Origin of the sequence: Caballeronia sp. dw_19, from assembly GCF_018449515.1 — a bacterium.
GTDB lineage: Bacteria > Pseudomonadota > Gammaproteobacteria > Burkholderiales > Burkholderiaceae > Caballeronia.
In genome coordinates this window covers 157,006-170,287 of the sequence record NZ_JAAVUQ010000002.1, presented here as the reverse complement: position 1 = coordinate 170,287, position 13,282 = coordinate 157,006, and the positions used below count along the sequence as shown (strand labels likewise).

Sequence of the window (13,282 nt, the reverse complement as noted above, 5' to 3'; positions counted from 1 at the left end):
ACGAGGTTCGTAATGCGTACAAATTCGGCGGGAGGTCGTCCGCGGATAGCGCGGGGTGAACCTTGGGCAGGTTCAATCACTGGTGGCGAAGCGTGTGGGTATCCGTGTTCGGAGAAGGAGGGTTTCAAACATCCTCCGCTCTGGCGAGCACCGTGCTTTTGGGGCACCTATGAATCAAAACTGCACGCTGTGGACACTTAGGGTAGCGTGTTTGAAAGCGCTTTCTTTGCTTCGTTTCTTTGTCGCTTTGGACAAAGAAATGACGTGCCGCCACGCACAGTGGCTAATAGTGATAAAGAGAAAATCCGACTCTCGCAGACCACCACGGCCGAAAGCACCAACCCAGCACTAACCCCGACCACTAACCCCAGAACCGACCAACCCGGCAATGAACCCGACCGACCGCTAACCCCAGCACCGACCACCCCAGCACTGACCAACCACTAACCCAAAACCCTCGCAATCCCCCACCCCTACCACCCATATTTAATCTCCACCCCAATATAATCGGCATTACTGCCACCCACCTCGCGGATCGCATCGCCGACCTGAAAATGCACCGCCTCGACCGAGCCGATCAGATTCGCCGCAATAGTCCAGTCCGCGCGCAACTGCACATACATGCCCGTCCACAAGCTCCCATGACCAGCCGTCCCCGGCACCGGCACGGAACCTTGCGCATACACAGCATCGGCCGTGGTCGCGCGCCACTGAAATCCGACAGCTGCCAGCAAAGACAAATTGCTAGCCGGCTTCAACGTGATACTCGGCTTGACGTGAATCAGATTGCTGTAACCGGTATAACCGGCAAGCGTGAAATAGTATCCATTCGGGAACAACGGATTGAACGTCCCAATCCGGCCATCACCCGGATGACGGTCACCGGACGCCGCATCGATCTGAATGCCCGCACGCGGCGTCCCGGGGACATCGCTGAAGGTATAACCGGCCAGCGACCCGAGCGCCCACGCACCAATGGTGTCGTTGCCGACGTGCCCGCTTTGCAGCATGGTCTCGACATCCCAGTCCACCCGTCCAGCCTTGCCGGTGTAACGCAGGTCGAACACATCACGATGCTCATCGCCCGTCGCATCAATAAAGTGCGCGTTGTCGCGGTTATAGCGCGAGTAGTATCCCGACAGGTCGCCCGGTCCCACGCCCTGACGCTCGAAACGCACGCCGCTGAAGGTCAGGTGCCGGTTCGAGACGTCATCGAAGTTGCTGACGTCCCGGTTCTGCACCGGCTGCGTGGCATAGGCAATGAAACGCCAGCGCTGGATCTCCCAGTCGGTCCAGAGCCCATCGAATGCCTGCCGGACGTTCGGGCCGTCACGGACCGAAATGAAACGCTGCAAGTCGAACGCCATCTCCTGACGCCCGAGCCTGAACTTGAACGTGCCGCCACCCAGCGCTCCGACGTAGGTGATGAACGCCTGCTCAAGATCAAGCGGGTTCTTGTCGACCGGTGTCACCGAATCCTTGCCGTACGGCTGAGCATCTTCGATCTGCGTGAAGATCTGCAAGTGGTCGCCGAGGTGAATGTCGGCGTGTACTTCGGCGCGTTGCAGCAGGTACGTATCGCCGTGGTTCCCACCCACCCCGAACAACGCGGCGTTGTTCACCTCCAGCCGCTCGCGCAGGTTCGCACCGAGCGACAGGTACGACGCCGGATCGCCAACCAGCGGCATGTACTTGAGGCCATCCAGCGGCTCGCGCGGCACGCACGGATTCGCGAGCACCGACCAGTCCTCTTGCCATCGATTGAACAAGACGGCGGGGCGTTTAACGTCGCAAGTCGTCACTGGCGCAGACGCAGGCGGCTGTGCATCGCCGGCATCCGATGCAGCGCGAGCGTCCATTGCCGCGACGCTCGTACTCACCGCCAGCGTGAAGCCGGAAAGCGCCATTAATCGCCGCGAACGGCCCGAACACCGCGAACGTCGCGTCTGGATCATTGAGCGGCTGTGTCGTGGATCTCGGCGATATACCCCCCCGGGAATTCGACAATCGACGTCTTGCCCTTGCCGGTCTGGTACGGCGCAAACAACACCTTGGCGCCCGCCGCCTCGGCCTTCACCAGCGTCGCCGCGAGGTCGGTCACCTGGTAGCCGGTCGTCTCGCGCCCGAACGGATACGGGAGCTTGCCGTCGGTGACGAACACCACCATCTTGCCGAAGCCCGATTCAATCCGGATGCAGCGCATGGTCTCGCCCGGACGACCGATGACACCGGCGTCCGCATGCCGGTCGTCGGAGACCACCTTGCCTTGCGAGAACCGCACGAACCGGCGCACGAAACCATCGACGGCAAAACGGGACATGTACACGCGATTGTCCGGCACCGATTCAAGCGGCCCGTACGACGGCGCTTTCGTATGCCAGTACAACTGCATGTTCAAGCCGCCGGGCCAGCGGATCAGCGCGTCCTTGCCGATCGGGTCGTCGAATGGCTCGACGGTCACATCCGCACCCGCGGCACGGGCCGCGTGCACGGCCTGGTCCATATCGGTCACGAGATAGCCGGTACGCTCGTCGCCGAACGGATAGGGGATCGGCGTCTGGAACGCAAACACGGACAACATGCCGACGGGGGTCTGCACGTATTGCGACGCGGTCTTGCTTGGCGTCGGCGTCACGGTGAAGACCGCACGCGGTGATGCCTTGCCGCCGAAGGTCGCCAGGAAGCTGTTGACGAATGCATCGATATCTTCGTTGGACACATACACGTGAGTCGTATCGTACTGAGGACCGACGGATACGTTCGTGCTCGCCGACGCGGGCTTGAGTTCGGCTGCGGCCTGGGCAACACCGGGCGCGCTCGCCGTGCCGAGCAACACGCAGGCAAAGGCGACTGCGGCGGCAAGCCGAGAGACGGGAATGCGCGACATGAAAAGGCTCCTGTTTCTATTCGGTATAAAGGGAGATAAGACAGCGCTAAAAAGCTGAGTGCTTTTTAATTCACTTGGTGCGTCCCGCGTCAGCGCCCGGCGCCGGTTTCGCGGATGCGGGCGTCTCCAGTTGCTGGACCTGAACACTGTCCGGGAACAGGTGCGCGCGCACCATCGGTATCGTATGTTCCCCTAGCACGATCCCCAGCAATCCTACGAGCGCGATCAACGGCGGTGCGGGTGATTGCACACGCACCAGGCAATACAGCAGGCCGACCACGAAGCCTGCCGCAAGCGAAATAAGATAGGGCATCGTCAAGCCTCTTTTCCAAAAGCTACCCAAGCCAATAAAGCGGGGAACGCTACTCTTTCCATTCGGAGCCCAGGATCAAGCCGCAGAAATTCATGCGCCGATAATTGGGATCGCAGCGCTCAAGCACGTCGGCGTAGACCGTCCCGAATGTTGTTGCGGGACGGTTCGCCATCGCCTGTGCGAACACATCGATGATCTGTTCCTTGAAGCCCGCGCCACGCGGATATTCGACCAGCACCGCGTTGCGCTCCACGCGGCCGACTTCATCGAAATGCATGCCGAGCAGATCGGTTTCGACCCCGGCTGCAACCAGTCCGGTCAACTCGGACACGTGCGAACAGATGCCGAACGTGGTGTGCAAGGCGATGGCATTCCAGACGTCGGCTATGGCATCTTCGGGCACGCCATAGCCACCAAGAAATTTCCTGACCGCGTTCGCACCGTCTACTTCGAAGCGCATCTGGGAGTCGCGGTAGAGCGTGGTCAGGCCCATGTCATGGAAAAGCGCGGCGACGTACAGCAACTCGGCATTGAAGAGGAGTTGCCTGCGAACGCCGATCAGCGACGCGAACAGGAACACCCGCGATGAATGGCGATAGAGGATATCCGGCTCAATCGCGCGCGCGGCGGCAGCCGCCGCACACGCCATCTCGCTGTCTGGAATCGTGATTCCCGCGATGCGCTTTGTCATCGTCATCGCCCTCTCCTTGCCCCGGCCTGCACGATACGTCTCCTCATGCGCCCTCAAGCAACCTGAATCGTCCTTAATCCGCCTTGACGCATCAGAACGCGAAACAACTGCAGCCGAGCGCACCCCAGAAGCCGTTTGGATCGCTGACCGGCACCTGTTTGCGCCATGCCCACATGTGACCATGAGCATGAATGCCGCACAGGTTGGCGCAACCGTCGGCGCACGCCTGCTGGACGATCGTGCCGGGCTGGTATCGGCTATAGCCGCCGAACTCCGCTACCGGCGACCACGACGGACTGACCGGCAACGGCGGCGGTCCGAGCGCGCTGAACTCCGCGTCCGCATGGACCACCTTGCCATTGACCACGGTCAGCACCGACGACAGGTACTTGATGCGCGTTTCATCGACCGTGAAATAGTCGTCGGTGAGCGCTGCGAAGTCCGCGAACTGTCCGGGCACAAGAGCGCCCTTGCGGTCTTCTTCGCCCGAGAACCAGCTACTGCCAACCGTGTAGCGGCGCAGCGCTTCCATACGGTCCAGGCGGTCCTGCGGTGCATACATCTGCATGCCACCGACCGTGCAGCCCGACACCATCCAGTACAGCGAAACAAACGGATTGAAACTTGCCACGCGCGTGGCGTCGGTACCTGCGCCTACAGGCAGGCCTGCTGCCAGCATCTGCTGGATCGGTGGCGTTCTGGCGGCCGCCTGCGCCCCATAGCGATGGACAAAATACTCGCCCTGAAACGCCATGCGGTGCTGGATGGCAATGCCGCCGCCAAGCGCCGCGATACGGTCGATATTGCGCTGTGAAATGGTTTCGCAATGGTCGAAGAACCAGCGCAGGCCGTTGAACGGCGTGTCCTGGTTGACACGTTCGAACACGTTCAGAAAGCGGTCGACGGACTCGTCGTACGTCGCGTGCAGACGGAACGGCCAGCGGTTCTGCACGAGCAACCGAACGACGGCTTCCAGTTCCGCTTCAAGCGTCTCCGGCAAATCAGGACGCGGCTCGAGAAAGTCCTCGAAATCGGCCGCGGAAAAGACCAGCATTTCACCTGCGCCGTTCATCCGCAGGAAGTCATCGCCTTCACCTGGCTTGGTCATCTTCACCCAGCGCGCGAAGTCCTCGATCTCCTTCTTCGCGTTCTGCGTGAAGAGGTTATAGGCAATGCGCAGGGTCAGCTCGCCGCGTTTAGCCAGCGCCATGATCACGGCATAGTCGTCGGGATAGGCCTGATATCCACCGCCCGCATCGATTGCGCTTGTGACGCCGAGACGGTTGAGTTCGCGCATGAAATGCCGCGTCGAATTCACCTGGTCGTCGTAGGCAAGCTTGGGTCCCTTCGCCAGCGTCGCGTACAGCAAACCCGCGTTGGGGCGCGCTATCAACATGCCGGTTGGATTGCCGCGCTTGTCGCGCTGGATCTCGCCGCCCGGCGGGTCAGCCGTGTCCTTGGTATATCCCACTGCACGCAGCGCCGCCGCATTCAGCAATGCGCTGTCATAGAGATGCAGGATGAACACCGGCGTGTCTGGCGCAATGGCGTTGATCTCGTCCAGCGTCGGACCGCGGCGTTCGGCGAACTGCAGTTCGTTCCAGCCACCGATCACGCGTACCCACTGCGGCGCCGGCGTGCGCGCCACTTGCCGGCGCAACATGTCGAGCGCATCGCCAAGCGACGGCACGCCGTCCCAGCGCAATTCCATATTGAAGTTCAGGCCGCCTCGTATCACGTGCAGATGTGAGTCGTTAAGCCCCGGAATTACCGTGCGCCCTTTCAGGTCGACGCGTTGAGTGCCGGCGTGGGCAAATTGCATCGCGTGAGCGTCGGTGCCGGTGGCGAGAATTTTTCCGTCCTTGACCGCGAGTGCCGTCGCGAAAGATCGCTTGTCATCCTGGGTAGCGATCTTCCCGTTGAAAAAGATGGCATCCGCGGACGCGGCGGCAGGAGTTGGCGCTGTCATCGTCGTCCTCATGCTTTAGAGTGCGCAACGGCGGCGAACGGGTTACACCGGAAAGTGGGAATCACCGATCGCGGCCGCGTGTTGACGTGCTGGTTCGATGTGCTTCTTCGATGTGCTTCGGCTTCCTGCCTTTAGCCGCCCGCTTCGCTTGCGTGCTCGCCGAGGATCTGCTTCGCGTAACGCACGCCGATTCCGTAAGCGCTATGGGCCTTGAAGATATCCATGCAGCCGTCGTAAGTCTCGCCGCGAGCCCAGTCACGTTGCAGCTCGCACATGAATTGCAATGAGGTCATGGGTACAGCGCCTGCCTGGATGATGCGTTGCACGGCACGCTCATGTGCTTCTTCCGTGATGTCGCCGCAAGCGTCGGTCGGGACGTAGATCTCGTAGCCAGCGGCCAGCATCTGCACGGTCGGAAACGTCACGCAGACTTCGGTCCACAAGCCGGCGATTACGATCTTCTTGCGCCCGGTCGCTTCAATGGCGTTGCGGAAGTTCACGTCTTCCCAGGAATTCATCGAGGTACGGTCGATCGGTTTTTGTTCGGGAAAGACGGCCTGGGGTTCCGGGATGAACTCGCCGCTGAAAGTCTGTGCGGCGATCGTCGTGAGGATCGTGGGAACCTTGAACAGCTTGGCGGTTTTCGCGAGGACCTGGACGTTATGCACGATGGTCGTACGATCGTGCGAATGCGTGCCGAAGAACATCTGCGGCTGATAGTCGATCAACGCGAGAGCACAGGTGTCGGGGGTGAGTAATTCATGCGGCATGGAATGCTCCTTGGTCTGGCCTCAGACTGAATCGGGACGGCGACGCACGCCACCGTGGGAAATGTCGGTAACCGGGATGGCAGGCATGAGGCGTACATGACGCACATGAGCCGCATCTCGATTCCGGTTCGAGGCTACAGAGAAGAAGTCTTAAAGTCCTGAGGACGACCTGAATCCTTCTTAAAGGATCGCGTCTTAAAGGATCGAGCCGCTCGTGCGTGGACGCGCAGCAAGGTCGCGTTCGGAGGACGACGCGGGGGAGCCGTTCAGCGGCGGGACGATATAGCCGGGCGCAGCAATGCCATCGCTGTGCTCAGGCATAGGTACGTCAGATAACGGATGCGGCAACTGCATTTCGCTTGCCTTGCCCAGCCTTTTTTGAAGTTCACCGAGGCTTGCGGCGGCATGGCGTTCGAGTTCGCCGGCACCTTGGCGCACCGCATGATCGAGTGCGGAGACGAACCACGATTCGGCGTCCGTCGTCTGGTGCGCAGCGAGCGCGATCTCACCCCTCACCCTGCACAGTTCCGGGTAGTACCAGCGTTCGCCCGTTTCCTCGCAATGACGAAACGCTTCGTTGATCGCGGCCGTCGCGTCGTCACGTCGGCCGGCAGCCAGCGAAGCCCGTGCGAACTGCGCAAGCAGCAGCGTCAGCGGTGCAAGAAAGCCGCTCTTGCGCAATGCGTCGAGCGACGCGCGGAACTGTGGCAACCGGCACTGGCCTTCGCCGGACATCGATTGCAGGTATTCCTCATAGCAGTCGCAGCAAGTCGCCCAGATCGCGAACCCCGCGTGCGACGCGCGGGTTCTCAACATCGCGATACCAGCCTCGGCAACGGCTTGGTCAAACGTCAGCAATGCGACCGGTATGAACGCCTCGACGAGGACATAACATGTCACCATGTCGTGCTCGTATTCAAGCGCGGCATCGAGCGCATGGTGTGCGAGCCTCAACGCTTCTTGCGTTTCGCCCTGAACCCATGACACCCGCGCAAGCGTAGCGCGCGCGACAATACCGTGATCGACCCGAAAGCCGACCGTGTTCCAGCGATGCCAGCCATGCACGTACGCGTTCAGCATTGCCTCGAGCTGCTCGCGGGCAGCGGACGGCTCGCCCGCATAGTGCAGCGCAATGCCTTCGATCCGGCAGCCGATGACACACTGAGTCCGGTTCCCGGACTGCTGTGCAAGCGCGCCGAAGCGGCGCGCGAGCAACAGCGCCGCCCGTGCTTCGCCGCCGTACTGGTAGGCGTTCCACAAACCCCACAGGGCGCGGGATTCGAACTCGGTGTCGCTCGCAGCCACAGCGAGCGACAGCACCTCGGACCAGACATCGCGGAGCGCCGCTGTCGGCCCCTCCGTGTACACCAGTCCCGCTGCATAGGCTGCCAGGAGCCGCAGCTTCGTGTTGACGGACACGCTCGCGGTATCGGCATGGCTGGCGGCGTCGATAGCCATGCGAGCCCGCTCGCAACACTCGTCCACGAGCGAGACATCGAAGAGAAACGGCACCGCCATCGCAGAGAGTTCGATGCCCACCGACCGGTCCCCACCGGGAGAAAATGCCCAGTCAAGCGCGGTACGCAGGTTGCCCACTTCCTGGCGGAACTCGGACAGCCATTCGCCGGGAGGACGTTCTGTGCGGTGGTACGGAGCACGATCGAATACTGTACGCACCCAGGTCGCGTGCGCCAGCGCGGCAGCCTTGCGCTCGCCGTTGTCTTCGAGTTGCTGCAACGCGTAGGCCCGCGTGGTTGCAAGCAGGCGATAGCGCGAAGGCACGGCCCCGCTATCGTGAATCACGAGCGACTTGGAGACCAGGCCCCCAAGTGCATCGAGGATCTCGGTTTGCGAAAAACCGTGGGCGGCCACCATGTGACAGGCTGCATCGAAGGAAAATCCGTTGAGGAATACACCAAGCCAACGCAGCAACGTGCGCTCGGTATCGTCGAGAAGACGATAGCTCCAGTCGAGCATGGCCTTCAACGTCTGATGGCGCGGCAACACGCCCCTGAAGCCGCCCGTCAGGATGCGAAAGCGCTCATCGAGATGGTCGGCCAGCACTTCAATGCCAAGCACGGCCGCGCGCGCCGCCGCGAGTTCGATCGCAAGCGGTATGCCGTCGAGCCGGCGGCATACAAGGCCGGTGAGAAAGATGCTGCGTTCATCAGAAGAAAAGCACGGATCGATCGTGCGGGCGCGGGCAAGGAATAGCTGCACCGCACTTGTCTGAAGGATCTCGTCGCTAAGGCTTGCATCCTGGGGCACATCGAGCGACGGCACGTGATACAGCACCTCGTCCTGAATGCGAAGTGCCTCGCGGCTGGTCGCCAGCACACATAACGCGGGGTTCGCGGCCGTCATGGCGCGCGCTATCTCCGCAGCCGCGTCGATCACATGTTCGCAATTGTCCAGCACGATCAGCATGCGGCGGCCGGCTGTTTCCGCTCCGATCAGATCGGGCGACAAGCGCCCGGCAGGCAACTTCATACCAAGTGCACCGGCGAGTGCTTCCAGCGCGAAACGCGCATTCGACACCGAAGCAAGCGGCACGAACACCACGCCGTCTGGAAAACGCATGGCGGACTGAGCGGCAACCTCCAGCGCAACCCGCGTCTTGCCGATACCGCCCGCGCCAACCAGCGTGAAGACCCGCGCGGCATTCAGTGCGTCCAGCACTTGCGCAACCAGTTGTTGCCGCCCGATCAAAGCCGATACGCCGGCAGTAAGCACGGTCGAAGTGCATGGCAACAAAACTGCGGCATCTTCACGCTGCGAGGGCGGCTCTTCATGCGCCGGCATCAGCCGATAACCGCGGCCTGGCACCGTCTTGATCAAATCGCGATCCGCGCCGAGCGCCTTGCGCAAAGCAGCAATATGAACCTGCAGATTGTTTTCCTCGACCACCGTGTCGGGCCATACGCGACGCATGATCTCGTCCTTCGAGACCAGCGTTCCCTGCGCGCGGATCAACAGCTCGAGAATGTCGAATGCGCGGCTGCCAATGCGCAGCGACTCGCTGTTAAGCTGGATTTCCCTGCTTTCGAGGGAGATGAGAAGTTGCCCGATCCGGACCATCGCACGCTCGATTCCGAAGGGTGATGGATGAAAAAACGGGTCACTGCGCCAAGCGATTCAGTTGGCAGATCTTACGGCACGGACACGAAGGAAAGATTGAAAAATTTCGATTCGACCCATCGAAATTCTTGATGTGTTTCGTTAGAAAAATAGGCGAGCGGCGCAATGTAAGCAACCTGGTAGGCAGGCGCTCAGGCTAGCGGAAAATCAGCCTCGCCCTCACGACTAATACGCTTTTCGAACCAATCAGTAAACCAGACGTTTTTATAGTGATGACTTTATTAATGCTTGTATCGACACATAAGGCCCTCTTTTTAAGTCCGCTGCGTGACAGCTTAAAGATGGTTTTATGCCGCCAAGAGTTGCACGCATACCGATGGAACCCTGTTCTACGGCTCGCTTCGCGGATTCGCTAAGTGGTCAGTTCATGTAGCTTCTGCATGCCATCGCGCAGCCAGTCCAGCAGCGTGCGTTCGGTGTCCACCAGCACGGGTATCTCGGCGTTCAGCTTGCGCAGAGAGTCTTGCCGTTGCGAAAGCAGGTGGCACATCTGCTGACCTATTTCCGGCCGGCTCTTTAACAAGGGCGTCAGGTCCGCCTTGTCCAGCCGATAGACTACAGCCCGCGTCAAAGCCGTGACTTGCGCTTGAACCGGCAAACCTGCCAGCACGCCCGCTTCGCCGATGGAGTCACCAGGTCCCAGCCGCGCGGATTCGACCGGACCGGAGGGTCCCGTCACCATCACCGACATGACACCCGACTGCACGATCGTCAGGTAGTCCGTCACCTCGTCCGACTTGACGACCATCTGATTTGCTTCGTATTCGTGACGGGACAATCTCCTCGACAGCGCTTCGATTTCTTCACCCTGCAAGGCACGGAAGAGATCGACATGTGACAGGAGCCGTTGCCGGCTGTCGGCGCCGTCCTGGCGTGGTGGCCTTGGAACGCTCAATGGCCGGAGTTCGATTCCCGCAGCGGCGAGATGACGATGGCACAGGTCGTAAAGCTGGTTCGTCACGACCACGGACTTGCCCATGTCATCGATATAAACCGTGACTGCGTATTCAATCGAGTTGATCGAGGCGTTCTTGATAAGCGTATAGGGCGCCGGCGTTTGCAACACCAGACTACTTCCCAGGACCGCACGCTCCAACGCGCCAAGGACGGTGGCCGGACGTTCTTCCGGTGAAATCTGCAGCGCGATGGACACGCCGTGAAGCGCAACGGGACGGCTGCTGTTGGTGATTTTCGCCTTGGCCGCCACACTGTTGGGGACGATGACGACATTGCCCTGGGACGTGAGCAGGTGCGTCGCACGCCAGTTCATCTCCAGCACCTTGCCCTCCACGCCATCAACCGAGACCCAGTCCCCAATGTGATACGGCTCGGTTGTGTTCAGCACGATCCCGGCGAACACATCGCTAAGCGTGCTTTGTATGGCGAGACCCAGCACGATTGCCAGTGCACCGGAGGTGGCGACCAGTCCGGTGACCGGCAGCCCCAGCACGAATGCAAGCGAGGCGACGACGGCTGCAAGAAAAACCAGCGCACCCAGCACGTCCTGGAAAAGGCGCTCCCTGTGCCAATGGCGCGATCGGAACGCTGCGTCCAGCGACAACGTAAGAAGACGCGCGCCGATCAGCCACCACGAAACCTCGAGAATCTGGGCCGCAAGATGACGGCCCGCAGATTCAGGCCACGGCGCCGGCGTGAAAGGACTCAGCGTCGATCCGAACAATAGCGCGCTCAGCAGCGCGAAAATCACCAGTCTGAGCAGCAAGCGGATGGTGTCGTTGCGTGGAAACGCTGCGCGCCAGAGCACGACGTCCACCATGACCAACACGAAGCCAAGAACCAGCGGATCTTTCACAGGACTGCTCCCGACATGGAGGACCTCCCGTGTTGCTGCGCAACGAACGGCTGCGTACAGTCACGGATGTTTTGTCCGAATGCCTTCGCATTCTACGGTTTCCTGGTCTTATCCGTAGAACGTGTCGTGCGTCCGGCGTTCACAACGTGCACGATGCAGATGCACGGATTTGGGCGAGAGCACGAGAGTCGACTTGATCCGTCATACGCCCTGCACGCGGCCGGACTCTAAACAGTCAGGCGCTGTCCGGACCGCCTTTTGCCTGCAGCTTTACAGCCTTCCAGCCCGCTCGCGCTTCCACCCACTCTGCAACCGCGAGCAAACGCTCGTCGTGTTGCGCCGCGCCGATCAGTTGAGCGCCGAGCGGAAGACCGGCGGCCCCGAGGGCGATCGGTAGACTGATGGCGGGAACGCCCAGGAATGTCCATGGAGCGCACATCGAAGCGTCGCCGGTATAGGCGAGTCCGACAGGCGCTTCCCCTGGGGCCGGCGCGACGAGAAGTACATCCAGACGCATGTCTTCCAGCAACCAGCGGTCAAAGAGATGGGCCAGCCGCACCTGCGCAGCCCTCGCTCGCGCATAGTCGACACTCGATACGCCGCGGCCCTCGTTGATCAACGACGTCATGACCGAACTGATGAGGCCGGGCGACCGGTCCAGAAGCGCGCCATGCACCAGCGCCGCTTCGACCGCCAATATCGCCCATACCAGCGCCCCCATGTCCTCCAGTTCCGCCGGCAAGTCGACCGTGACGACGTCCGCTCCATCGGCTTTCAGTTGTGCCGCCAGTCGCGCCAGCGCGTTGTCCTGAGCGGGTTCCATCGCAGTGCCGACTTGCCTGCGCAGCATGCCGATACGGATGACCGCACTGCCGTCGTTGCCCTGGCTTTTGTTCTTGCTGCATACGTGAGAATAGTGAAAGTCCTGATCGTCGGAACCCGCTACGACTTTAAAGGCGTACGCCGCATCCGCGACGTTGGCAGTGAACATTCCGACGTGATCCAGCGATGGCGCCAGCGGCAACACACCGGTTCTGGCAATGCTCCCATAGGTCGGCTTGAACCCCACGACACCGCAATACGCCGCGGGGCGAATAACGGAACCAAACGTCTGCGTCCCGAATGCAAGAGGAACAATCCCCGCTGACACAGCCGCGGCGGAGCCGCTGGACGAGCCGCCGGGCGTATGCTTTTCATTCCATGGATTGACCGTTGGACCCGGGTGGCGCCAGGCGAACTCTGTTGTCACCGTCTTTCCTACGATGGTTCCGCCTGCTTGCCGCAAGCGCGCCACAAGTACCGCATCAGTGTCGGGCGTGCGGCCCGCGTACGCCGGCGAGTTGTACTCGGTTGGCATGTCCGCCGTGTCGATGAGATCCTTTATGCCGATGGGAACACCCGCGAGCGGCAAGCCTATGTCGGCTTGATTGACCACCGGCGCGTCCGGCAGATAACTGAATGCGTGCAACCACGGTTGGGTTTGCCGGGCGGCCTTATCGGCGGCTTCAATGCTTTGCTGGATTGTCAGAACCCCGCTCTCGACAGCACGGCGGATGTCGAGCAGGGTAAATGCGTTTGCTGGTTCAGTCATCTCGTGAATAATCCCGGTGTGTGTTCCGCGTGTTCCGTGGCCTAAGCGCGCTAATGCCTTAGTATGCCAGTCACTTGACCTGAGACAATAATGGCAAGAGGGGTAAGTAT

The 13,282-nt window shown here is 61.0% G+C and carries 9 protein-coding genes; all 9 read right to left on the bottom strand.

What is annotated here, in order from left to right:
* Positions 1 to 473: 473 nt before the first annotated feature.
* The 9 genes from HB376_RS03645 to HB376_RS03605 all read right to left on the bottom strand — a co-directional run bounded on the left by HB376_RS03645 (position 474) and on the right by HB376_RS03605 (position 13,172).
* Positions 474 to 1,859 (bottom strand): alginate export family protein, encoded by a 1,386-nt coding sequence (locus tag HB376_RS03645; protein WP_255631164.1) that lies wholly within the window; start codon positions 1,857 to 1,859, stop codon positions 474 to 476.
* A 92-nt stretch (positions 1,860 to 1,951) separates the two neighbouring features.
* The gene (locus tag HB376_RS03640; RefSeq protein WP_213762061.1) at positions 1,952 to 2,887 is read right to left on the bottom strand and encodes a glyoxalase; all 936 of its coding nucleotides are present in this window, start codon (positions 2,885 to 2,887) and stop codon (positions 1,952 to 1,954) included.
* A 70-nt stretch (positions 2,888 to 2,957) separates the two neighbouring features.
* Positions 2,958 to 3,200, bottom strand: a complete 243-nt coding sequence (locus HB376_RS03635) for a DUF1427 family protein (protein ID WP_213762060.1) — start codon at positions 3,198 to 3,200, stop codon at positions 2,958 to 2,960.
* A gap of 49 nt (positions 3,201 to 3,249) precedes the next feature.
* The gene (locus HB376_RS03630) at positions 3,250 to 3,891 is read right to left on the bottom strand and encodes an HD domain-containing protein (RefSeq protein WP_213762277.1); all 642 of its coding nucleotides are present in this window, start codon (positions 3,889 to 3,891) and stop codon (positions 3,250 to 3,252) included.
* A gap of 91 nt (positions 3,892 to 3,982) precedes the next feature.
* Entirely contained in the window at positions 3,983 to 5,860 is a 1,878-nt protein-coding gene (locus HB376_RS03625) for an amidohydrolase (RefSeq protein ID WP_213762059.1), read from the bottom strand.
* A 131-nt stretch (positions 5,861 to 5,991) separates the two neighbouring features.
* Complete coding sequence (locus HB376_RS03620) at positions 5,992 to 6,630, bottom strand: hydrolase (RefSeq protein WP_213762058.1); 639 nt, start codon at positions 6,628 to 6,630, stop codon at positions 5,992 to 5,994.
* Positions 6,631 to 6,825: 195 nt separating this feature from the next.
* On the bottom strand, positions 6,826 to 9,708 hold the full coding sequence (locus HB376_RS03615) for a winged helix-turn-helix domain-containing protein (protein WP_213762057.1): 2,883 nt from the start codon (positions 9,706 to 9,708) through the stop codon (positions 6,826 to 6,828).
* 412 nt (positions 9,709 to 10,120) lie between these two features.
* Complete coding sequence (locus tag HB376_RS03610) at positions 10,121 to 11,581, bottom strand: mechanosensitive ion channel domain-containing protein (RefSeq protein ID WP_213762056.1); 1,461 nt, start codon at positions 11,579 to 11,581, stop codon at positions 10,121 to 10,123.
* 235 nt (positions 11,582 to 11,816) lie between these two features.
* Positions 11,817 to 13,172: an amidase gene (locus tag HB376_RS03605; protein WP_213762055.1), complete on the bottom strand. Its 1,356-nt coding sequence runs from the start codon at positions 13,170 to 13,172 to the stop codon at positions 11,817 to 11,819.
* Positions 13,173 to 13,282: the final 110 nt, after the last annotated feature.

Bases quoted from the DNA above. Each gene is read 5' to 3' on its own strand.
- HB376_RS03635 (WP_213762060.1), bottom strand. From the start codon at position 3,200: ATGCCCTATCTTATTTCGCTTGCGGCAGGCTTCGTGGTCGGCCTGCTG.
- HB376_RS03620 (WP_213762058.1), bottom strand. From the start codon at position 6,630: ATGCCGCATGAATTACTCACCCCCGACACCTGTGCTCTCGCGTTGATC.
- HB376_RS03640 (WP_213762061.1), bottom strand. From the start codon at position 2,887: ATGTCGCGCATTCCCGTCTCTCGGCTTGCCGCCGCAGTCGCCTTTGCC.
- HB376_RS03625 (WP_213762059.1), bottom strand. From the start codon at position 5,860: ATGACAGCGCCAACTCCTGCCGCCGCGTCCGCGGATGCCATCTTTTTC.
- HB376_RS03630 (WP_213762277.1), bottom strand. From the start codon at position 3,891: ATGACAAAGCGCATCGCGGGAATCACGATTCCAGACAGCGAGATGGCG.
- HB376_RS03615 (WP_213762057.1), bottom strand. From the start codon at position 9,708: ATGGTCCGGATCGGGCAACTTCTCATCTCCCTCGAAAGCAGGGAAATC.
- HB376_RS03645 (WP_255631164.1), bottom strand. From the start codon at position 1,859: ATGGACGCTCGCGCTGCATCGGATGCCGGCGATGCACAGCCGCCTGCG.
- HB376_RS03605 (WP_213762055.1), bottom strand. From the start codon at position 13,172: ATGACTGAACCAGCAAACGCATTTACCCTGCTCGACATCCGCCGTGCT.